This is a genomic window from Rhodoligotrophos defluvii, assembly GCF_005281615.1.
Lineage (GTDB): Bacteria > Pseudomonadota > Alphaproteobacteria > Rhizobiales > Im1 > Rhodoligotrophos > Rhodoligotrophos defluvii.
This window is the reverse complement of record NZ_SZZM01000002.1, coordinates 1,087,396-1,109,084: the sequence shown is the minus strand read 5'-3', so window position 1 is coordinate 1,109,084 and position 21,689 is coordinate 1,087,396. Positions and strand designations below refer to the sequence as shown.

21 protein-coding genes and 1 tRNA gene are annotated in these 21,689 nt (G+C 64.9%); 10 read left to right on the top strand and 12 right to left on the bottom strand.

The window, feature by feature from the left end:
• The coding region (locus E4P09_RS14315; RefSeq protein ID WP_137390231.1) for a type I secretion system permease/ATPase at positions 1-1,746 on the bottom strand (1,746 nt) is incomplete at its 3' end.
• Positions 1,747-1,939: 193 nt separating this feature from the next.
• Complete coding sequence (locus tag E4P09_RS14310; RefSeq protein ID WP_487392614.1) at positions 1,940-2,404, bottom strand: nucleoside deaminase; 465 nt, start codon at positions 2,402-2,404, stop codon at positions 1,940-1,942.
• A gap of 60 nt (positions 2,405-2,464) precedes the next feature.
• Between E4P09_RS14310 and E4P09_RS14305 the strand changes: the two genes are divergently transcribed.
• The 3 genes from E4P09_RS14305 (at position 2,465) to E4P09_RS14295 (ending at position 4,292) form a co-directional block, all read left to right on the top strand.
• Positions 2,465-3,418, top strand: coding sequence for a pseudouridine synthase (locus E4P09_RS14305; RefSeq protein ID WP_137390230.1), 954 nt, complete (start codon positions 2,465-2,467; stop codon positions 3,416-3,418).
• Positions 3,399-3,962, top strand: a complete 564-nt coding sequence (rsmD, locus tag E4P09_RS14300) for a 16S rRNA (guanine(966)-N(2))-methyltransferase RsmD (protein ID WP_137390229.1) — start codon at positions 3,399-3,401, stop codon at positions 3,960-3,962. Before E4P09_RS14305 ends, rsmD begins: the two co-directional genes overlap by 20 nt.
• Before the next feature lie 96 nt (positions 3,963-4,058).
• Entirely contained in the window at positions 4,059-4,292 is a 234-nt protein-coding gene (locus E4P09_RS14295; protein WP_137390228.1) for a hypothetical protein, read from the top strand.
• Between the two features lie 16 nt (positions 4,293-4,308).
• Here the strand turns inward: E4P09_RS14295 and mutL are convergent, their stop codons facing one another.
• The 6 genes from mutL to ileS all read right to left on the bottom strand — a co-directional run bounded on the left by mutL (position 4,309) and on the right by ileS (position 13,521).
• Positions 4,309-6,168: a DNA mismatch repair endonuclease MutL gene (gene mutL / locus E4P09_RS14290; RefSeq protein ID WP_137390227.1), complete on the bottom strand. Its 1,860-nt coding sequence runs from the start codon at positions 6,166-6,168 to the stop codon at positions 4,309-4,311.
• Positions 6,169-6,322: 154 nt separating this feature from the next.
• Positions 6,323-7,678, bottom strand: coding sequence for a M16 family metallopeptidase (locus tag E4P09_RS14285; protein ID WP_239025180.1), 1,356 nt, complete (start codon positions 7,676-7,678; stop codon positions 6,323-6,325).
• On the bottom strand, positions 7,675-9,168 hold the full coding sequence (locus tag E4P09_RS14280; RefSeq protein ID WP_239025179.1) for a M16 family metallopeptidase: 1,494 nt from the start codon (positions 9,166-9,168) through the stop codon (positions 7,675-7,677). Before E4P09_RS14280 ends, E4P09_RS14285 begins: the two co-directional genes overlap by 4 nt.
• Positions 9,169-9,341: 173 nt before the next feature.
• The gene (locus tag E4P09_RS14275; RefSeq protein ID WP_205042107.1) at positions 9,342-9,893 is read right to left on the bottom strand and encodes a DUF3035 domain-containing protein; all 552 of its coding nucleotides are present in this window, start codon (positions 9,891-9,893) and stop codon (positions 9,342-9,344) included.
• A 149-nt stretch (positions 9,894-10,042) separates the two neighbouring features.
• Positions 10,043-10,567: a signal peptidase II gene (gene lspA / locus E4P09_RS14270; RefSeq protein ID WP_428977709.1), complete on the bottom strand. Its 525-nt coding sequence runs from the start codon at positions 10,565-10,567 to the stop codon at positions 10,043-10,045.
• Positions 10,564-13,521 carry an isoleucine--tRNA ligase gene (ileS, locus tag E4P09_RS14265; protein WP_137390225.1) on the bottom strand — a complete coding sequence of 986 codons (2,958 nt, stop codon included), beginning with the start codon at positions 13,519-13,521 and terminating at the stop codon, positions 10,564-10,566. The genes lspA and ileS overlap by 4 nt, the downstream gene beginning before the upstream one ends.
• A 211-nt stretch (positions 13,522-13,732) precedes the next feature.
• Here ileS and E4P09_RS14260 point away from each other — a divergent pair, with 211 nt between their 5' ends.
• From E4P09_RS14260 to E4P09_RS14250, 3 genes are all read left to right on the top strand, one after another.
• Positions 13,733-13,978, top strand: coding sequence for a hypothetical protein (locus E4P09_RS14260; protein WP_137390224.1), 246 nt, complete (start codon positions 13,733-13,735; stop codon positions 13,976-13,978).
• Between the two features lie 136 nt (positions 13,979-14,114).
• Complete coding sequence (locus tag E4P09_RS14255; RefSeq protein WP_137390223.1) at positions 14,115-14,549, top strand: hypothetical protein; 435 nt, start codon at positions 14,115-14,117, stop codon at positions 14,547-14,549.
• Between the two features lie 78 nt (positions 14,550-14,627).
• The gene (locus tag E4P09_RS14250; protein WP_137390222.1) at positions 14,628-14,876 is read left to right on the top strand and encodes a hypothetical protein; all 249 of its coding nucleotides are present in this window, start codon (positions 14,628-14,630) and stop codon (positions 14,874-14,876) included.
• Positions 14,877-14,880: 4 nt separating this feature from the next.
• Here the strand turns inward: E4P09_RS14250 and gor are convergent, their stop codons facing one another.
• Genes gor through E4P09_RS14230 form a run of 4 tightly spaced genes read right to left on the bottom strand, consistent with a single transcriptional unit; the run spans position 14,881 to position 18,814 of the window.
• Entirely contained in the window at positions 14,881-16,260 is a 1,380-nt protein-coding gene (gor, locus tag E4P09_RS14245; protein WP_137390221.1) for a glutathione-disulfide reductase, read from the bottom strand.
• A gap of 10 nt (positions 16,261-16,270) precedes the next feature.
• Positions 16,271-16,645 (bottom strand): VOC family protein, encoded by a 375-nt coding sequence (locus tag E4P09_RS14240; protein WP_137390220.1) that lies wholly within the window; start codon positions 16,643-16,645, stop codon positions 16,271-16,273.
• On the bottom strand, positions 16,642-17,364 hold the full coding sequence (gene rpiA / locus E4P09_RS14235; protein WP_137390219.1) for a ribose-5-phosphate isomerase RpiA: 723 nt from the start codon (positions 17,362-17,364) through the stop codon (positions 16,642-16,644). Before rpiA ends, E4P09_RS14240 begins: the two co-directional genes overlap by 4 nt.
• Before the next feature lies 1 nt (position 17,365).
• Positions 17,366-18,814: an NAD-dependent succinate-semialdehyde dehydrogenase gene (locus E4P09_RS14230; protein WP_137390218.1), complete on the bottom strand. Its 1,449-nt coding sequence runs from the start codon at positions 18,812-18,814 to the stop codon at positions 17,366-17,368.
• 138 nt (positions 18,815-18,952) lie between these two features.
• On the opposite strand from E4P09_RS14230, the gene gph reads away from it, so the two are divergent.
• The 4 genes from gph (at position 18,953) to E4P09_RS14210 (ending at position 21,655) form a co-directional block, all read left to right on the top strand.
• Positions 18,953-19,648, top strand: coding sequence for a phosphoglycolate phosphatase (gene gph / locus E4P09_RS14225; RefSeq protein ID WP_137390217.1), 696 nt, complete (start codon positions 18,953-18,955; stop codon positions 19,646-19,648).
• 137 nt (positions 19,649-19,785) lie between these two features.
• Positions 19,786-19,861: transfer RNA gene (locus tag E4P09_RS14220), tRNA-Val, on the top strand.
• Positions 19,862-20,016: 155 nt separating this feature from the next.
• Positions 20,017-20,538 carry a 2'-5' RNA ligase family protein gene (locus E4P09_RS14215; RefSeq protein WP_137390216.1) on the top strand — a complete coding sequence of 174 codons (522 nt, stop codon included), beginning with the start codon at positions 20,017-20,019 and terminating at the stop codon, positions 20,536-20,538.
• 160 nt (positions 20,539-20,698) lie between these two features.
• Entirely contained in the window at positions 20,699-21,655 is a 957-nt protein-coding gene (locus E4P09_RS14210) for a phytanoyl-CoA dioxygenase family protein (RefSeq protein WP_137390215.1), read from the top strand.
• Positions 21,656-21,689 lie beyond the last annotated feature (34 nt).

Below are 21,689 nucleotides of genomic sequence, written 5' to 3'. Positions count from 1 at the left end.
CCCGGGGCCAGCCGCCTGGGCCGGGGCGACGGCGTGCACCGGGGCCACGGCTGGCCCAGGCGCCGGTGCAGGGCGCGGCGGCGCGCCGCTGATGCGGGCCATGACCTCGTCACGCGGTCCGATCATGGCCAGCTGCCCATCGGCCATCACCATCAGCCGGTCCGCCGGCTGCAGGATCACAGGCCGGTGTGCCACGACGATGATGGTGACGCCGAGCGTCTTGAGCTGTTTCAGAGAATTGATGAGCACATTCTCGCCTTCGGCATCGAGGTTGGCGTTGGGCTCATCGAGCAGCAGGATTTTCGGGCCTCCGAAGAGCGCCCGGGCAAGGCCGACCCGCTGACGCTGACCACCCGAAAGCTGAACTCCGCCCTCGCCGACCGGCGTGTCATATCCCGCAGGCAGCCGCAGGATAAGGTCGTGCACGCCGGCGATCCTCGCCGCCTCCACGACCCTCTGGGAATCGGGCGCGCCCATCCGCGCGATGTTCTCGGCCACCGTTCCGGTGAACAGATCCACCACCTGCGGGAGATAGCCGATATAGCGGCCGATGTCCTCGTGCCGCCACTGGTTGAGATCTGCCCCATCGTAGCGGACGCTCCCCATGGTTGGCTTCAGAATGCCAATCATCAGCTTGGAGATGGTGCTCTTGCCGGATGCGGAGGGACCGATGATGCCCAGCATTTCGCCGGCATAAACGGTGAGCGACACGCCCTTGATGATCGGCGGGAAGCTCGGATTGGGCTGGAAGACCACATTCTCCAAATCGATCCGGCCAGTCGGCGCTGGCAGCTGGGTATTGGGCTTCTCGGCCGGCGCCTCCTCGAACGCTTTCTTGATGGTCTGAAAGGCTTGCCGCGCCGAGATGAACTGGCGCCATGCCGCAATCGACTGCTCGACGGGCATGAGGGCGCGCGCCAGGATCATGGACCCGGCAATCATGCCGCCGCCCGTCATCTGGCCCGTGACCACCAGATAAGCACCCATCCCGAGAATGAGGATTTGCGCGACCAGGCGCACGAATTTCGAGATGCCGTTGATGATCGCGCCCCGGTCGGCGGCTTGCTCCTGCACATGCAGGGCGCCTTCGGCGCTCGCCCGCCAGCGCGCCATGAGGTTTGGAAAGAGGCCCATGGCCTGAACCGTCTCTGCGTGGCGTACGGCAGACTCAGCGAGGCGGTAAGCGGAAGCGAGGTGAGCAGAGGCTGCCATGGACGGCACGCGCTGCATGCGGTGGTTGGCCAAGGCCAGGCCGAACAGGACGCATGCGAAGAACAGGGTGAGCATGCCGAGCCAGGGATGCACGATCCACAGGACGATCGTGAAGAATGGCGTCCATGGTGCATCAAACAGTGGCGCGATCAGGGGACCGCCGACGAAATTGCGGATCTGCGCCAGCTCGCGCAGCGGCTGGATCCCCGAAGGCTTCGCAGTGGTGGCGCTGTCAACCGCCACTTGCACCAGCTCGGGAGCGATCTCGCGCTCGAACCGGGTGCCCACCCGCGTCAGCAGGCAGGTTCTGAGGCTATCGACCACGCTCATGATCCCGAAGGCAAAACAAGCTGCGATAGTCAGATAGAACAACGTGTCCAGATGCGAACTTGTAAGAACACGATCGAAGACCTGATAGCTGTATATCGGAGAAATCAGGACAAGAATATTAATGCAAAAACTGAAAAATGCCGCAATGAACAGCCACGACTTCAACGAGCTCAGTATCTGCGCTGGCCTTGTACTCTTTGCCATCTCGCACTCACCTATTAAGACGCCGGAGATTGCCCCGTCGCAGGACTGCCCGTGACCATGCGGGGAGCTGCTCGGCTCCCGTCATAGAACCCAACATAGTCCGGTCGAATATAATAATTGGTGCATTTTTCATATAAGCAATTTTTACGTGTATTTCCTTGCAGCCGAACGGGCCGACCGAACCGTTGCAATGCTATTGCCGGGAACGCCTGCGCTCGTGGAAGAAGCGCTGAAGGAGATCACGAGCGCGATCCGCACCGATTCCGCCGTAAACCTCGGGCCGGTGATGGCACGTAGGCTGGCTGAACAGGCGCGGTCCGTGTTCTATCCCGCCCATCCTCTCGTCCTCTGCTCCGAAATAAACACGGCGAATTCGTGCAAAGGAGATGGCAGCGGCACACATTGCGCAGGGCTCGAGCGTGACGAAGAGATCACACCCGACGAGACGCTCCGACCCCAGACGGCTGCATGCCTCTCGAATCGCGAGGATTTCCGCATGTGCCGTCGGGTCGCGCCAGGCCAGAGTACGATTTCTGGCCACGGCGAGCACCTGTCTGTCCGGCCCCGCGATGACGGCGCCGACGGGAACCTCGCCATCGGCGGCTGCCTCTTGTGCTGCCTCGAAGGCCAGGTCCATGAGGGGAAAGGTGTCGATCACACCCCGTGCTCCTCGCTTTACCGCTGCGTGGTGCCGTGACCCGTGATAGAGCGTCGCGTCATGAAGGACAAAGCAAAATCGGTTCGTAAAGCGGCAGAGCCGCAAGAGAAGAGCCGCGGCCGCCGAGAAACCGTCCAGTCAGCGGGCGAGCGGGTGGCCAAGGTCATCGCGCGGGCGGGGCTCTGCTCCCGCCGGGACGCGGAGGCCCTCATCCTGGCGGGACGGGTCAGCGTCAACGGGGCCCCGCTTGCCTCGCCGGCGGTGAACGTTACGGCAGGCGATATCGTGCTGGTGGACGGAAAGCCGCTGGCGCCGGCCGAGCGGGTGCGGCTCTGGCGCTATCACAAGCCCAAGGGCCTCGTCACCACCCATCGCGATCCGCAGGGCCGCGCCACCGTCTTCGACCACTTGCCGAGCACCCTGCCGCGGGTGATCTCTGTCGGCAGGCTCGACATCACCTCCGAAGGCCTGCTGTTGCTGACCAATGACGGCGCGCTTGCGCGCAGGCTCGAGCTGCCGGCGACCGGGTGGAGCCGCCGCTATCGGGTGCGGGCTTACGGCAGGGTTGACCAGGCACAGCTTGATTCCCTGGCCGGTGGCCTAACCATCGATGGGGTGCAGTATGGCGCGATCGAAGCGACATTCGAACGGGAGCGCGGCGACAATGTCTGGCTGAACATGGTGCTGCGGGAGGGCAAGAATCGCGAAATCCGCAAGGTGCTCGATCATCTCGGGCTGACGGTCAACCGCCTGATCCGCATTTCCTACGGGCCATTCCAGCTGGGGGACCTGGCCCCCGGTGCGGTGGAGGAGGTTCCGGCCAAAGTGCTGCGCGACCAGCTGGGCCGAAGGCTCGCCCAGGGCCTCGCGGGCCTCGAGCCTGGCGCTCCGAGGCGGGACGAACCGCCGCCCGCCTCATCGCCAGGGGCCACGCAAGGTGCAGGCGCGCGCGGCAGGGCCGCACCACGGGCGACTGGAGCCAGGGGCGCCCGCAATGCGCATCATCGCCGGTAAGGCGCGCGGACTGACGCTGGCCGGCCCCAGCGACCAGCGCATCAGGCCCACCAGCGACCGCACGCGCGAGGCCATTTTCAACATCCTGGAGCACGGCATACCGGGTTTCGCCCTGGAGGGTGCCCGCGTGCTGGACCTGTTCGCGGGCACCGGCGCCCTGGGGCTCGAGGCCCTGTCGCGCGGCGCCCGCTTCTGCATCTTCGTGGATGAGGGTGCCGTGGCGCGCGGCCTGATCCGACGCAATGTGGAGGCCATGGCGGTGCAAGGCTCAGCCAAGATCTGGCGGCGGGATGCCACCCGGCTCGGCCCCTGCGCCCCCATGGCGCCATTCGAGCTGGTCTTTGCCGACCCGCCCTACGGAAAGGGCTTGGGCGAGCAGGCAGTGGCATCGGCCCTTGCCGGGGGATGGCTTGCGCCTCGCAGCCTCATTGTGCTGGAAGAAGCCGCGCACGCCGCGATCCGCTTGCCCGCCGGCCTTCACGAGATCGACCGCCGAGTGTACGGCGACACGCAGGTGCTGTTTTTATCGCATGGATTCAGATAAGATTTGCATATTTAACAGGACGATTAATCGGATCACAGTGCTTTTCAAGTATGTAGTAGACGGCTCGCCAGTTCTCATGATTACGGAGGCGTTGACATGGCTGCCCTTTTTGACACTGTTAAGGGGACGGCGAATAGTTTTGATCAGTTCCTGAAAGATATTTTCTTTAATGGCCACGAAGGAAGGGCCGTATACGAATTCGGTTTCAATCATCGCACCGGCAGATATGATTATCACGTTGAATTTAAGCCGGTAGACGACCAAGCCGGTCACCATGACCAGGCGGCAGATCAGAATCAGCAGATCGTGGACTATTTCCACCATCATTAAGCGCCATAGGCGGCGCTCAGCGGCGCAGGAACAGCTTCTCGATGTCGCTGAGCTTGAGCTCGACATAAGTGGGCCGGCCGTGGTTGCACTGGCCGGAATTGGGTGTTGCCTCCATTTCCCGCAGCAGCGCGTTCATCTCCTCCGGCTTGAGCCGGCGACCGGCCCGGACGGAGCCGTGGCAGGCCATGGTGGCGAGCACATGCTCGATCCTGCTCTTGAGCGCGGAGGCGCTTCCCGCCTCGGCAAGTTCGTCGGCCAGCTCGTGCACCAGCTTGGCGATGTTGCCGCCGGCGATCAGCGCTGGTACTTCGCGGACACAGACCGCGCCGGGTCCGAAGCCGTCGACGACCAGGCCCAGCGCGGCCAGCAGATCTTCCGCATCGAGCAAGCGGCCGACAGCGGCTTCATCGAGCTCCACCACCTCGGGCACAAGCAGCGGCTGGCGGGCGATGCCGTCCTTGGCGAGCGAGGCCTTGAGCCGTTCATAGACCAGGCGTTCATGGGCGGCATGCTGGTCGACGATCACCAGGCCGTCGCTGGTCTGGGCGATGATGTAGGTCTCGTGGACCTGGGCGCGGGCTGCGCCGAGCGGCGCGGTTTCCGCCTCCCGCTGCACCGCCGCCTCGTCCTCGGCGCTGAGCCAGGCGGGGGCGCTCGGTTCGGCAAAGCCGCCGGGTGATCCGCCGGAATCCGGCACGGCTTGGGCGGGCATGGGAGACTGGAAGGCGAAGGCGCTGCCCGCGGCCGCACGCGAGGGCCGGTCCTGCGCCCATGGGCCCCGGCCGAAGCCGCCGGCCGATGCCGGAGCTGAGGCGGTGGCGCTGCCCGCTCGGGCGGCGGTGAGCGCTGCCTCCGCCAGGGTCGTGGTCGCCCGCTGGGCGGACCGGTTCAGGGCGTGCTGCAGCGCCCCGATCACCAGCGCGCGGATCAGGCCCTGATCGCGGAACCGCACCTCGGCCTTGGCCGGATGCACGTTCACGTCAACCATTTCCGGCGGACAGGTGATGAACAACGCCACCATCGGGTGGCGTCCGCGCGGCAGGAGATCGCCATAGCCTGCGCGCACCGCGCCCAGCAGCAGCCGGTCACGCACGGGCCTGCCGTTGACGAACAGATACTGCATGGTGCCATAGGCGCGGTTGAGGGTCGGCAGCCCGGCAAGGCCCGACACCCCCGCCCCGTCGCGGGCGCCGGACACGGGCACCGCGTTGTCGGTGAACTCCCGGCCCATGACCTCGGACAGTCGGCGCTGCAGCCCCTGCTCGGGGCCGCCGCAGGGGGCATAGTTGAGAACGCGCCGTTCCGCGGTGGTCATCGTGAACCCGCAGGCCGGGTGGGCCATGGCCAGCCGCCGGATGACGTCGATCGCTTCCGCGGTCTCGGAGCGCTCGGATTTCAGGAATTTGAGCCGCGCCGGCACGGCGAAGAACAGGTCGCGAACCTCGACCACGGTGCCTGAGCCGAGCGCTGCCGGCCGAACGGGCCGCTTGAGCCCGCCCTCCACGTCGACACGGTGGGCCAAGCCTTCCCCGCGCGGCCGCGAGGTGATGGAAAGCCGCGATACGGCGCCGATGGACGGCAGGGCCTCGCCGCGAAAGCCCAGGGTATCGATCAGCAGCAGCTGCTCGTCGGCGAGCTTGGAGGTGGCATGCCGCTCGACCGCCAAGTCCAGCTCGGCAGCCGTCATGCCGAGGCCGTCGTCGCTGACCTGAATGAGGGCGCGGCCACCGTCGTTGAACAGCACATCGATGCGGCGCGCCTGCGCGTCGATGGCATTCTCCACCAACTCCTTCACCACGCTTGCCGGCCGCTCGATGACTTCGCCCGCGGCGATCCGGTTGACAACCCCTTCAGGCAGCCGGCGGATGCTCGGCATTCCTCTCCCTTTCGGCGCAAGCACTGCAGCTTCACGCAAGAATCAATCGTCAGCGCCCGATCTTAACCGGTCGTGCCCCGCCGTAAAGCCGACCTGTTGCAGGACCGCCGGGGCGGCCCGACGGTCCTGCACATTCGATCCGCTCCAGATTTCCTCAGCCGCCGGTGCTGGTGAGGTTGTCGGGCTTGCCGACCACGGTGACCAGGAGGTCTCCACTATCGAGCACCCGGCGGGCGGCCCGCTTGACGTCCTCGAGGGTGACCGCCTCCACGAGGCGGTTGCGCTTGTTGATATAGTCGATGCCCAGGTCGTTGAGCTGGATGCCGAGCAGCTCGCGGGCGATCTTGGCATTGCTGTCGAAGCGCAGCGCATAGGCGCCGGTGAGGTAGGTCTTGGCCTCCGCCAGCTCCTTTTCGGTGGGGCCGTCCTTGGCCATGCGCGCGATTTCGTCCTGAATGACCTTGACCGTCTCGGCGGCGCGATCGTTGCGCGTCGCCGCCCCGCCGATGAACAGACCGGCATGGTCCAGGGTCCACAGGGCGCTATAGACGGAATAGGTGAGGCCACGCTTCTCGCGCACCTCCTCCGTCAGCCGCGAGCCGAACCCGCTGCCGCCCAGGATCGAGTTCATGACATAGGCGGGGATGAAATCGGGATCATCGCGCTTGAGGCCACCGGTGCCGAACATGATGACGCTTTGCGGGATGTCGAACGCCACCACCTCCACGGCATTGCCCTTTCGCACCTGGGCTTCGGGAACCGAGGCGAGATCGCCGGTTGCTGGCAGGGCTCCGAACACCTCATCCAATATCGGCGCCAGCGTCTTGGCGTCGATGGCGCCGACCACGGCGATCTTCAGGCCGGCCTTGTTGAAGATCCGGTTCCTCAGCGCGCGCAGGTCATCGGCAGTCACCGCCTGCAGGCCCTCGACCGTGCCGTCCGGCTTGTTGACATAGGCGTGATCACCCAGAGCGAGCTTGAGCCATTTCTCGCTGGCGATGTTCTCGGGGTCGGTGGCATCGCTGCGCACCGAGGCCAAGAGCCGCGCCCGCATGCGTTCAACCGGCTCTGCATCGAAGCGCGGATCGTTCACCGCGAGCTTGAGCAGGTCGAAAGCCCGGTCGCGATTGCTGGCAAGGGTCTGCAGCCGCCCGCTCAGGTCGTCGCGGTCCGCCTCGAAGGAGAGCTTGGTCGCGGTGCTCTCGAGCGCCTGTTGGAACGCCTGCGAGTCGAGATCGCCCGCGCCTTCGTCGAGAGTTGCCGCAAGGAAGGTCGCAAGACCCCGCTTGTCCTGCGGGTCAAGCGCGCTGCCGCCGCGGAACGCGAAATTCATCGCGATGATCGGCACCGTATGGTCCTCCACCAGCCAGGCCGTCAGGCCTCCGGGTGTCTTCACCTCCTGGATTTCGACAGCGGCGGCGGGGGCGGCATTGGCGGCGGCCGCGAAAGCCATCAGGAATGCGGCACCGAGCATGGAGGCCTGCCGCTTGAGCGTTGCGATCCTGTTCACGGCCGACCCTCCTTCTCCTTGGCTGGGCTGCTGGCAGGCACATCGCCGGCGGGCGGCGTATCGGTCACCACCGGCGCGGCCCCCGCCTCCGGCGCGCTGGGAGCCGCACCGGGCGCGGGCAGCAGCCGGCCGACCACCATGCGCTCGGGCTGGAGATACTTGTTGGCAACCGCGACGACCTGCTCCTTGGTCACGTCTCTGATCCGCTGCGGCCAGAGCTGCACGTCGTCGATCGATTGACCGGTGGTCAGGGCCGTACCGAAGACCTGGGCCAGACGCATCTGACTGTCGAGGGCATAGATCGCCTGCGCCACCAGGGAGGACTTGCTGTCGCTCAAGGCCTGGTCGCTGAAATCGCCGGTCTTGACGCGCGTCAGGACCTGGTCGATCGCTTCGTCCACGGCTGCCTGGTCGGCCTCGGGCAGCGGCTCGACATAAAGGCCGAACGTGCCGTAGTCGAGCTTGTCACCGTCGTACCAAGCAGACGCGGAGGTCGCGAGCTTCTTGTCCACCACCAGGTCGCGGTAGAGCAAGCTCGTCGAGCCGGCGCCCAGGAGGTTGCCGAGCACGTCGAGCGCGGGCGCGTCGTTCGCCTCAGCATGGCGCGCCGCGACGGCAAGATAGGTGCGGAAGATACGGGCATTGGCCACCTTGGCATCCCGGAGCACGACCTCCCGCTGTGCCTGGGGCTCCGGCTCCTTGAGCCGCTCGCGCGGGCCGGGATGGGCGGTGTTCTTCAAGCCGCCGTAATGGGTCTCGGCCAGCTTGCGAACCTCGTCAGCCGTGACGTCTCCCGCAACCACGAGAATGGCGTTGGACGGCGTGTAGTAGTGCTTGTAGAAATCAAGCGCATCCTGCTGGCTCAGCTGCTGCATTTCGCTCATCCAGCCGATCACCGGCCGGTGATAGGGATGATTGAGGAACAGGGCAGCGTCCATCTGCTCCATCAGCCGCGCTTCCGGCTCGTTGTCGATGCGTGAGCGGCGCTCCTCCAGGATGACCTCGCGCTCGGTCTCCACGTCGCGGGGGCTGAGCTTGAGATTGAGCATCCGGTCCGCCTCCATCTCCATCACCATGGGCAGCCGCTCCTTGGCGATGCGCTGGAAGTAGGCGGTATAGTCGGCGCTCGTGAAGGCGTTGTCCTCGCCCCCCTGCTCGCGGATGATCTTGGAGAACTGGCCGGCGGGGATCTTGTCGGTGCCCTTGAACATCAGGTGCTCGAGGAAATGCGCGATGCCGGACTCGCCAGGCGGCTCGTCGGCGGCGCCGACCTTGTACCACACCATGTGGGTCACCACCGGCGCGCGGTGGTCGGGGATGACCACCACCTGCATGCCATTGGCCAGGGTGAACGTGCTGATATTGGTGAACAGAAGCGGCTCTTTCGCCTCGACAGCGGAGGCAAGCGCCGCGGACAGGACAAGGCCGAGCAGGAGCGAGTGCAATCGCAGCTGCCAGGCCGTTATGTGCGCGCGCACGGACGTGATCATGCAACCTCTCGGGCTGTGGGTCATACGCCAAAGTGAGGAGCCGACCCCCAGGCGTCCATTAAATTTTTGGTAAGCTGCAGCACGCGGGTAAATTTGCGGTAAGCAGCAGCGGTTCTGCAGGTTATGGTTGCAAAACCGAAAGCCAAGATATGCGCTTCCCGCAAGGGGGCAACTCAATCAGAGAAGATATTACCGATATTCCAAATAGAACCGTAATTGGGGTTCTTGGCCCGCTCCAGTTCGATGCGCTTTTGCTTCAATTCCCGGGCAAGATCCGCCTCGCTCTTCGGGGTGCCGTCCGGATTGGTCTTCGAGATCCCGTACTGCTGATAAACGTCCTGCGCCGGAATGGAAGCCGTCTGGGCCGGCGCGCTGCCGGGTGCGACCGTCGGCGTTGCCGGCGCGGCGGGGGTCGCCGCCGCCTGGGCTTGGCTGCTTGGCGGTGCGGTGGGCGCCGGCGTTGCCTGTTGCAGCACCGTTTCCGGCGGCGTGTGCAGGGCCTGGGAGCCAACCGCGGCGGCGGCCGCGTCAGCTGCCGCATTCGGCGTGCCCTCGTTGGCTGCTCCCGGCGATGGTGGCTTGAGCGTCAGGTCCGGAGGCATAGCCAGCACCTGATGTGTGCGCACTTCCCGCTCGTCGGGCACGTTCTTGCCCATGCCGAGCATATCGGTCACCCCCGCCCCGCCCGAACAGCCGCTCATCAGCAAGCCGGCGGCGGTCAGCATCCCTGCCGCTGCGGTCAGTCTCAGCATTGTGATGCGCTCCATGCTAGGGTTGCTGCTGCAGGACGCTTTGCGCTGCGCCACAAAATCCTCCTCTGATCACAGGCGGTTGCAGGTTCCACCGGCACTGCGGCAAAAGCGTGACGAACGGGTTATTCATCCCGGGCGCCGCGGCCCTCCAGCCAGCAGTCATATAAAAGCACGGCTACACCTGCAACGATGGCGACGTCGGCTATGTTGAACACATACCAGCTATAGCCGAGGGCGTGAAAACTAAAAAAGTCGGCGACCGCGCCGTGCACCACCCGGTCGATCACATTGGCAATCGCGCCGCCGATGATGAGCCCTAGCCCCAGATTGGCGACCGGCCGGCGGCTCAGGCCCAGCCAGCCGATGAGAAGCAGGATAACCAGCGCGCTGAGGCCGATCAACAGCCAGCGTCCGGCATCCCCGTGCTGGGCGAACCACCCGTAGCTGATGCCACGGTTCCAGACCAGCACCACGTCGAAAAAGCTGGTCACACGGACGATGCCGCGGCTGCCGATGTCGTAGACGGCGAGCATCCACCACTTGAATGCCTGGTCGGCCGCCAGGCTGAGCAGCGCCGCCGCCCAGCCGCGCCGCGCCATGGCGCTGAACGGCGCAAACTGCCGCACCGCCAAGGTCCCGTCCGTCATGAACGGCCTGCGCGTTGCTGGCGCGCCAGCCACTCGCGCACCGCTTGCGCATCGCGCGGGGTTATGTCCGGAAACTCGGGATCGCTGCCGACCTCCGGCGACACCTTCCAGGACCGGGCGCATTTCCGTCCTTCGGCCAGAGCCGGCACGACGGCGACCCCCGGCACGTCAGGCAGCCGATAAGCCTCGGCGGGCCCCTCCCCGGCGATGACCTCGGCCGCGCTGGTGATGGCCACCTCGGCCAAGTCGATGCCATCGAGCGCCGCCAGCAGGCCGGGGTCGGAGATGTAGACGACCGGCGCCGCCTCCAGGCTCGACCCGATGCGCTTTGCCGCCCGCTCGAGCTCGAGGGCGCCGGTCACCACGCGCCGGATCTCACGCACCTTCTCCCACTTCTCGCTCAGGGCATCCGCCCGCCAGGCTGCGGGCGCCTCGGGGAAGGTGCGCAGGTGCACCGAGCCATTCTCCGACGGGAACCGGGCAAGCCATGCCTCCTCCGCGGTGAAGGCCAGCATCGGGGCAAGCCAGGCGGTGAGACAGGAGAACAGGGCGTCCATGACCGTGCGGCAGGCGCGCCGGCGCAGGGACGACAAGGGATCGCAGTACAGCGCATCCTTGCGGATATCGAAATAGATCGCCGACAGCTCGATCGTGCAGAAGTTGAACAGCCGTGAATAGATGCGGCGGTAATCGTAAGCGCGGTAGCCTTCGCGCACCTGGCTGTCCAGCTCCCACAGCTTGTGCAGGATATAGCGCTCGAGATCCGGCATCTCCTCCAGCGGCACCCGCTCGCCTTCATCGAAGTCCGCCAGCGCGCCGAGCATGTAGCGCAAGGTGTTGCGCAGCTTGCGATAGGCCTCGACATTGGCCTTGATGATCTCAGGGCCGATCTTGAGATCGTCCTCGTAATCGGCCGACATCACCCACAGGCGCAGAATGTCCGCGCCGTGCTGACGGATCACGTCTTGCGGCGCGACGATATTGCCGAGGGATTTCGACATCTTGCGCCCGTCCTCGGCCATGACGAAGCCGTGGGTCACCACCTCGTCGTAAGGGGCATGACCGCGGGTGCCGCACGACTCGAGCAAGGACGAATGAAACCAGCCGCGGTGCTGGTCGGAGCCCTCGAGATAGATGACCCTGTCCTCCCCGCCGGCAAAGGGCCGCTTCGGCTGTAGATCGGGGCGCATCTCGAGCACGAAGGCATGGGTCGAGCCTGAGTCGAACCAGACGTCGAGAATGTCGGTGACCTGCTCCCAATCCGCGGTGTCATAGGCGTCCCCGAGGAAGCGCGCGGCAGCGCCCTCCGCGAACCAGGCATCGGCGCCTTCCTCGTTGAAGGCTTGGATGATGCGATCGTTCACCACCGGGTCCTTGAGGATTTCGCCCGTTCTCCTGTTGACGAAGAGTGCGATCGGCACGCCCCAGGCACGCTGGCGCGAGATCACCCAATCGGGGCGATTCTCGATCATGCCGCGCAGCCGGTTCTGGCCGGTCGCCGGGGTGAACCGGGTGGCGGCGATGGCGTCCAGCGCGCGCCGGCGCAAGCTGTCGCCGGGCACGCTGATGTCCCGGTCCATGGCGATGAACCATTGCGGCGTGTTGCGGAAGATGACGGGCTTCTTCGACCGCCAGGAATGCGGGTACTGGTGGCGCAGGCGCCCGCGCGCCAGCAGCATGCCGGCCTCGATCAGGGCCTTGATCACCGCATCGTTGGCGTCCCCCTTGTCGCCTTTGTCGGTGATGACGCGGCGCCCCTCGAAGCCCGGCACCTCGCGGGTAAAGAAGCCATCGGCATCGACCGTGAAGGGAATGGTGGTGTCGATGCGGCGCTGCTCCAGCTCGCGCTGGTGTGCTGTCCAGACCTCGAAATCGTCGGTGCCGTGGCCCGGGGCCGTATGGACGAAGCCGGTGCCGGCATCCTCGGTCACGTGCTCGCCATCGAGCAGAGGTACTGCAAAGCCGTAGCCGAGCGGTTTCAGCGGATGGGCCGCAGTCGCCTGCTCAAGATCGACCGCACTGACATCCGCCCGCCGCTCGTAGCCCTCCACCTTGGCCTGCTTCATGACCTCGTCGGCCAGCTTGTCGGCCAGGATCAGCCTATCGCCCGGCTTGGCCCAATTGCCTTCCGGCGCAGCGGTGACGTCATATAGGCCATATTCGATGTTCGACGAGAACGAGATCGCCCGGTTGCCGGGAATGGTCCACGGCGTGGTGGTCCAGATCACTACCGAGGCGCCCTTCAACGGCCCATCGCTCACGATCGGGAATTTCACCCAGATCATATCGGACTGATAGTCCTGGTATTCCACCTCAGCTTCCGCCAGCGCGGTGCGCTCCACCACCGACCACATCACCGGCTTGGAGCCGCGATAGAGCTGGCCGGAGTCCGCGAATTTCATAAGCTCCCGAGCGATTTGCGCCTCTGCCTTGAAACTCATGGTGAGGTAGGGATCGTCCCAGTCGCCGGTGACGCCCAGACGCTGAAATTCCTCCGACTGGATGCCGACCCATTTCTCTGCAAACTCCCGGCACTCCCGGCGGAAGTCGTTGATCGGCACCTGGTCCTTGTTGAGGCCCTTGGCGCGGTATTCCTCCTCGATCTTCCACTCGATCGGCAGCCCGTGACAATCCCAGCCCGGCACGTAGTTGGAGTCATAGCCCAGCATCTGCAGCGAGCGGGTGATCACGTCCTTCAGGATCTTGTTGAGGGCATGGCCGATATGCAGATGGCCGTTGGCATAGGGCGGGCCATCGTGCAGCAGGTATTTGACGCGGCCCTTGGCCTCATCCCGCAGCCGGCGATAGAGGCCAATGCGCCGCCAACGCTCCAGGATCTCCGGCTCCCGCTGGGGAAGGCCGGCGCGCATCGGGAAATCCGTCTTGGGCAGGAACAGGGTCTCGCGGTAGTCGAGCGCGGTGCTGTTCCGGGCGTGGAGCGTCTCGTCGGTCATCGAGCAAAATCGACTGCTTGGCGGTGTGTTTGCGCGCCCTTTTAACAACGATGGGCAAAACAATCCAGCTATCTGGGAGATGCGGCTGGCGCTCAGGCCGCGCCCACATCCAGGCACTGCCCTGCCGGCTTTCTTGCTCAGACCCGCCACACTTCGTCCGCAGTGCAAGTTGTGCGTTTCGCATCCGCCAACAGATATGGAGCTATTTTGGATGTTTGCCTTCACTAGCTTGTTCATTGGCCTGCTTGACCCAGAGCTCGACGCGCTCATTTCGGCGATCTCGAATGGCGGTCTGACCGGGATGCCGGACAGGGCGGCAATGGACGCCATGAGCGGCGTTTGCCTTGCATACGAGGTCCGTGTCGGGGAACCGCAGAGCGCCTGCAACGCGGGCGAGGCTTGGTCCAACCTCAACTGCGCTGCCGAGCCGGAAATGACGGCGTTTCGCTTCGAATGAAAGGCCGCGGCTCCTGAGCGCAGAGATCCGCAACATGAACAAGAATTAATATTTCGGAAGGGCGGCCGTCATTTTTGCGGCGCCACAATCCACCAAAGGTCGCTTGGTATCCGAGGCTGGGGGTAGAGGAGGTGTCATGGCGAACGGTGAGTTTGGAGGGACGGCTTCGACCGAAATGATTCTGGAACTCAATGAGCTAGGGGAAAAGCTCAGGGAGGCCTGCGGGGAATTTCATCATCATTCGTGGCTGAGAGATGCGCTGCCCATCTATGGCGCCCTCATCAGCACAGGGGGGTTCGCGCTCGCGGCCTACCGGGAAGTCGATGAGAAGCAGCAGGAGGCAAAGCACAGCGGGTCAGGCGCCAAGCACCAATCCCGCGATTCCGACCACGACGATGATGACCGGGAGGACCATCAGCACTCCCATGATCACGACAACCATCATCACAGCGCAACACAGGATCATGGCGCCGACCACCACCATCACGACGGTGGCGGCGTGGATGTGGGCAGTCACTTCTTTGCCAATGTATTTGTGGCCCAAGATGACTGCTTAGCCTGGACGAGCTGACCGACCATTCACGATCATCATTGTTAATACCACAGTCTAACTAAATATTGGTATTTTATTTCAAGAAAGGTTATTTCGATGCCGCTCTATGAGAGGTTGAATGATTTTATGGCGAAATATGAAAACTTCATCAAAATTCCGGTTATATACGGCGGCACTGCCACGTTGATTGGCGTAACGCTCTATAACACGGTTCATGCCGCGAAGGCAGAGCAGGCTGCTGCTCAGCTTGAGCCGCACCATGATGTCCCCGGAGATCATGCCCAAGGCGATGATCAGGTGGTGTGGGCTTTTCACCAGGGAACCTGGACCGGCCACATGAGCTGACAGGCTATTCCGCCGCGAGGGCTGGCTTCGGACGCTTCGTCCGCAGGGTCACCAGCTCCTCCGCGGCGGTTGGGTGCACCGCGACGGTGGCGTCGAAATCGGCCTTGGTCGCGCCCATCTTCACGGCGATGCCTAAGATCTGCGCCATCTCGCCCGCATCCGGCCCCAGAATGTGGCAGCCGACGACGCGGCCGCTTTGCGGCTCCACCACCAGCTTCATGAGCATGCGCTCCTGCCGGCCCGATAGCGTATGCTTCATGGGTCGGAAGCTGGTCTCGTAGATGTCGACGTCGCCAAAGCGCGCTTGGGCTGCCGCCTCGGTGAGGCCGACGGTGCCGATCTCGGGCTGCGAGAAGACCGCGGTCGGCACGTTCTCGTAATCGACCGCGGTCGGATTGTTGTTGAACACCGTTTCCGCAAAAGCCACGGCCTCGCGGATGGCGACGGGGGTGAGTGCCATCCGGTCGGTCACATCGCCAATGGCGTAGATGCTGGGCACGCTGGTGCGTGAATAGGCATCGACTGGGATCTCCCCGCGCTTGCCGAGTTCAATCCCCAAGGCTTCGAGCCCCAGCCCCTCCGTGTTCGGAATGCGGCCGATGGCCAGCATCATCAGGTCCGTCCGCAGGGTCTTGCCGTGCAGGGTCGTGGCGATGATCTCCTCGCCCTGCCGCTCCAGCCGCGTCAGCCAGTCGTTGCAGATGATGGTGATGCCCTTGCGTTCGTATTCGGCGCGCAGGGCCTTCCTCACGTCGTCATCGAAGCCCGACAGGATCTCCTTGCCGCGGTAGAGGATAGTCGTCTCGACGCCGAGCCCGGCGAAGATGCCGGCGAACTCCACCGCGATATAGCCGGCGCCGCCAATGATCACCCGCTTCGGCAGACGCTTGAGATGGAACGCCTCGTCGGAGGTGATGGCGAGCTCGTGCCCGGGCAGGTCCTGGTGGCGATTGGGACGCGCGCCGGTCGCAATCAGGATGATGCGGGCGGTCACCTCCCTGCCCTCGCCCACCAGCCGCACCCGGTTGGGGCCGGCGATGGTGGCGCGGCTGCGGATCACCTCCACGCCGGCCGTTTCGAGATTGCGCTGGTAGATGCTCGAGAGCCGCTCGATCTCCTGGTCCTTGTTGCGGATGAGGGTCGGCCAGTCGAACCGCGGGTCGGTCAGCGTCCATCCGTAACCCGCGGCATCCTCGAAGGCTTCCGAGAACTGGCTGGCATAGACAAAGAGCTTCTTCGGCACGCAGCCGCGGATCACGCAGGTGCCGCCGATGCGGTACTCCTCGGCGATTGCCACCCTGTTGCCCAGCTGTGCCGCGAGACGCGCCGCACGCACCCCGCCCGAGCCCGCGCCGATGACGAACAGATCATAATCGAAGCTCATGCCTCTATCCTCAATCGTCCTGGCCGGGCTCTGCCACCAGATGCACGAGACCTGCTGGATTCTTGATCCAGAAGCCGCGAAACCCGGTCGGCAATGGCTCGACGCCATCGCAGCGCTTCACATTGGCCTCCTTCAAGACCTTCGCCGCCTGGTCCGCGTCGTCCACCACCACTTCCAGCCACAGCTCCGCCTGGCGCTGGCCCTCGATCCGGTCGAGCCACAGGCGCATCGGACCGAACTCGACCAGCACCGCGGTCGGGCTGCGGAATTCCACGGGCAGCCCGAGCGTGTCGCGATAGAAGACCACGGTGTCCGCGAACTCGTCCGGCGGCAGCTTCATCGCGACGTTGCGGCCACCGCTGAACTTGGCTCTCTTTCCGCTCATTGCTCCCGGTCGCCGTCCGCGCTGATCCTGATTACCCCTTCAGGGGTGCCGACAAAAGCTGCTTGCGCAAAACCGATGAATAGGCCGTGCTCGACCACGCCGGGAATGGTCGCGAGCGCTTCCGCCAGACGCTCCGGCTTCGCGATCCGGCCGAAGGCGCAGTCATAGATGTAATTGCCGCCGTCGGTCACGAATGTCCGGCCATCGCGCTGGCGCAGGGTGATCTCGCCGGCAAGCCCAACGGAGCGAGCCGCGTCCTGGATGCGCAGCCGGGTCGCGCCATGGCCGAATGGTGTCACCTCCACCGGCAGAGGAAACCGCCCGAGCTCATTCACGCGTTTCGACTGGTCGGCGATGACCACCATGCGTGCCGAGGCGAAGGCCACGATCTTCTCACGTAGCAGCGCGCCGCCCCCACCCTTGATCAGCCTGAGCTGCGGATCGATCTCGTCGGCCCCGTCGATGGTGAGATCGAGAGCGGGCGTCTCGTCCAGGGTGGTGAGCCGGACGCCCAGCGCTTCAGCCTGGGCGCGGGTGGCCTCGGAGGTCGGCACGCAGACGAGGTCGAGCCCCTCGGCGACCCGTTTGCCGAGCGCCTCGACCAGCAGCTTGGCGGTCGAGCCGGTGCCCAGTCCGAGCTTCATGCCCGGCTCCACCAGGTCGAGCGCCGCCAAGGCCGCCTTCCGCTTCAGCTCGGCCGAGCCGTCCGCTGCCTCCACCTCAGAGCCCGCCCATCAGCATGTATTTGATCTCGACATATTCCTCGATGCCGTGATGGGAGCCTTCGCGGCCGAGGCCGGATTCCTTCACGCCGCCGAAGGGTGCGAGCTCGGTCGAGATGATGCCTTCGTTGATGCCGACGATGCCATATTCCAGCGCCTCGGCCACACGCCAGCAACGGCCGATGTCGCGGGAATAGAAATAGGCGGCGAGCCCGAACTCGGTGTCGTTGGCCATGCGGATCGCCTCTTCCTCGGTCTTGAACCGGAACAGCGGCGCCACCGGGCCGAAGGTCTCCTCCTTGGTCACCAGCATGCGGGTGGTGACGTTCTTGAGGATGGTCGGCTCATAGAAGCTGCCGCCCAGGGTGTGCGGCCTGCCGCCGACCACGATTTCGGCACCGTTGGAGACCGCATCGCGCACATGCTCCTCGACCTTCTCGACCGCCGCCTTGTTGATCAGCGGACCGGTGGTGACACCCACCTCCATGCCGTCGCCGACCTTCAGCTTCAGGACGGCCGCGGCGAGCTTCTCCGCAAAGCTGTCGTAAACGCCGTCCTGCACCAGGATGCGGTTGGCACAGACGCAGGTCTGGCCGGCATTGCGGAATTTCGAGGCCATGGCGCCAGCGACCGCCGCGTCGAGATCGGCATCGTCGAACACGATGAAGGGCGCGTTGCCGCCCAGTTCGAGCGACACGCGCTTCACGGTGGAGGCCGCCTGCTGCATCAGCACCTTGCCGATCTCGGTCGAGCCGGTGAAGGTGATGGCGCGCACGATCGGGTTGGAGGTGAGCTCGCCGCCGATCACGGACGCCTTGCCGGTGAGCACGTTGAACACGCCCTTGGGCATGCCGGCGCGCTCGCCGAGTTCGGCCAGCGCCAGGGCGGTGAGCGGCGTGTCGCCCGCCGGCTTGCAGACGACCGTGCAGCCGGCGGCCAGCGCGGGCGATACCTTGCGGGTGATCATGGCCAGCGGGAAGTTCCACGGGGTGATCGCGCCGACCACGCCGATGGGCTGGCGAATGGTGACGATGCGCGCATCCGCCTTGTGCGACGGCAGGGTTTCGCCGGCGATCCGCTTGGCCTCCTCGGCATAGAACTCGGTGAAGCCGGCGCCGTAGACGACCTCGCCGCGCGACTCCTGCAGCGGCTTGCCCATTTCCGCCGTCATGATGCGCGCCAGGTCTTCCTGGTTCTCCATCATCAGTTCGTACCAGCGGCGCAGCACCTTGGCGCGATCCTTGGCCAAGGCCTTCGACCAGCCAGGGAAGGCCGCTTCGGCCGCCTCGATCGCCCCGCGCGTCTCCGCGACGCCCAAGCTCGGCACCTTCGCCAGCACCGCGCCGGTGGCCGGATTGGTCACGTCGATCGTCGTCGCGCTCCCGACCCACTCGCCATTGATGTAGCAGCGGTCCTTCAGCAGCGACTTGTCCTTGAGGAATTCCATGGGCCTCTCCTTTGCCTCCCAGCGCCTCCACGCCCTGCGTCGAGTCTTGGGCCAAGACTTAATCCCTTCACCCGGCTTTGCGCAACCGTAGCATTGGCGCTATGCGTGGCGCGCAAGGACGGCCGGTCAGGAGGGGTTATGCACGATCTCGGCGATGTTTCGGTGGTGTTCGACCTGGATGGCACACTGGTGGACACCGCGCCCGATCTGGCCAGCGCCATGAACGCCGTGCTGCGTCGCCATGGCCGGTCGGAAATCCCGGCGGAACGGGTGCGCCACATGGTGGGCCACGGGGCACGAGCGCTCATGGCGCTGGCCTTTGCCGAAACCGGCCGCCCGGCGGAGGAGCATCTGCTCGATCGGCTGTATGACGAGTTCCTCAGCCATTATCTCGACCATATCGCCGATGAGAGCGTGCTGTTCCCGGCGGCGACCGAGGCGCTTTGCGCGCTGAGGGACACCGGCGCCGTGCTCGGCATCTGCACCAACAAGCCGGAGGCCGCCGCGCGCCAGCTGCTCGAGGCGCTCGATTTTGCGGAGCCCTTCCGCGCGATCATCGGCGGCGACAGCCTGGTGGTGAAGAAGCCGGAGCCCGAATGCTACCGGGCCGTGGTGCGGCAGATGGGGGGAGACCTCGCACGCTCGGTGATGGTCGGGGATAGCGAGACCGACGTGCTCACCGCGCGTGCGGCAGGGGTGCCGGTCATCGGCGTGAGCTTCGGCTACACGCCGGAGCCGATCGCGTCGTTCAAGCCTGACGTGATCATCGACAGCTACGAGGCGCTGCCGGACGCGGTGGCCACCGTCATGCGGCGCGGGCTGGCGCATCAATAAGCCGCTGCGCTTCTGGGCCCACCGGCCAGGGGGTGCGACCAAGAATATGGCCCGAGCGGCCCAGGAAGCTGTTGCCATGGGAAGCGCCGCCCGCTATATCGCAAGCCTCAGGCGAATGCAGGCATTCGCGGATCCTGGGGCGGTTAGCTCAGCTGGTAGAGCACTGTGTTCACATCGCAGGGGTCACTGGTTCGAGTCCAGTACCGCCCACCATCCAAATCCCGCAACTTCAGCACACCAGACAAACCTTGTTGAGGGCTGCGGCTCGTTGGGGCTGCTCGGCAGGGCTCCTTGCAACGGCCCTAATGCCGCTTGCCATCGCCAATTGCCGCCGCTAACTGGCGTCGTCGTTTCAGAGCGAGCCATCCATGCTTGGCATCACCATTCGAGCCTCACTGCCGGCGCGGCCTTTCTGGCAGCTGGTTGACCTCGCCTCATCGCTGTTCGAACGCGAGCCGTCCATAGCAAAGCTCGGATATGCGCCACATCTCACCCTGGCGCGGTATGATCAGATCGATCCTGCTCGGCTCGTCGCCGGATTGGACGCCTTCGACAGGGTCCAGCCCATGACCTTGGTCTTCGACCGCATCTGTGTGTTCGATGTCGAGCCGCTGGTGCTTTGGCTCAGCCCACGGCAGCATCCTGAGCTGCTCGATGTGCACGCCCGATTGCATGCGATCATCGGCGAGCAACATGGCGATCCACACTATCTGCCGGGCGTTTGGCGGCCGCATTGCACAATTGCGTCCGCCGTTCTGCCAGACCGGAAGGCTGCCGCCAGGCGATTCGCGGAGGAGCCGATCGAGCCGCTTACATTGACCTTCGACAGCGTGGATGCCCTCGAATGGCCCCCGGTGGCCCAGATCGCCACCCGTGCGCTTCACAACTAGCCGGCAGCCCTCAATAACGGCTGCCGCCGCCATAGCCGCCTGTTTCCGTTCCGACCCAGTTTGACCCGAAAAACCAAGAAAAACCAATTGGCCCCTGACAACGAGAGCTCCGCAGGTTAATCTAGAGCTAACAATTGATCGTAGTAAGGACGTTAACGCCATGCAACAACGCGCCGAACGTCCGGCTTTGCCGTGGGATGCGGACGAGCTGCCGAGGCCCTCTCGCGACAGATCAGTGCTTCAGCGCGACCTGCGTCGGTGGGGGTATTGCATCATAGACCGCGCCCTCGAGGGCGATGCGCTCCGATCGGTTCAGCGCCGGCTCATGGAGCAGGCCAAGGCCGAGCGCAAGCTGCACAACTTGAAGAACCCGGCCAACATGGATCCCGTGAACCAGTGGGTCGGAATGCTGCTCAACAAGGGTGACGAATTCTTCCAGCTCATCGAGCACGAGCTGGCCATGTCCATGATCGAGCACCTGATCGGGCCCGACTATCTCATCTCCTGTGTGGATGCCCAGATACAGCATCCGGGCGCGGGCACCATGCCCCTTCACACCGACCAATGGTGGATGCCGCAACCCGAAATTCCCGGGCAGCCGGCGCCGCGGCCCGCGGATGCCCGCCGCAATACCGGCACCTCGCTCGACCCGAGGCCGAGCCGAAGCGCGATTGCCCCCATCGCGGCGGCCAACGTGATGTGGATGGTGACGGAGTTCACCGAGGAGGGCGGCGCCACGCGCGTCGTCCCGGGAAGCCACCTGGCAGGCGCCCAGCCCGATGCCTCCGTTCCTCACAAAATCCCTTCAGTGCCCGCAATCGGCCCCGCCGGGACCGCATTCGCCTTCGATGCTCGCTTGTGGCATGGGGCAGCACCGAACCGCACGAGCAATTCGCGTTATGGCATCACGGTGGTGGGCTGCGGTCCACAGTTCAGACCGCTCGAGAACTATGCGCGCGGACTGCGGCCCGAGGTGGTCGCGCGCTGCTCACCTGCGCTGCTCAAGCGGCTGGGATTTTCGGCCTGGTGCGGCTACGGGCACACTGGAGATCCGGATGCCGCGGTCACAGCTATGGGGGAAAATGCTCTTGGCGTACTACCTCAAGGCGGATCTTAACCCAAGTGCAAGTTGCTTGCCGAATAGTAGAAGT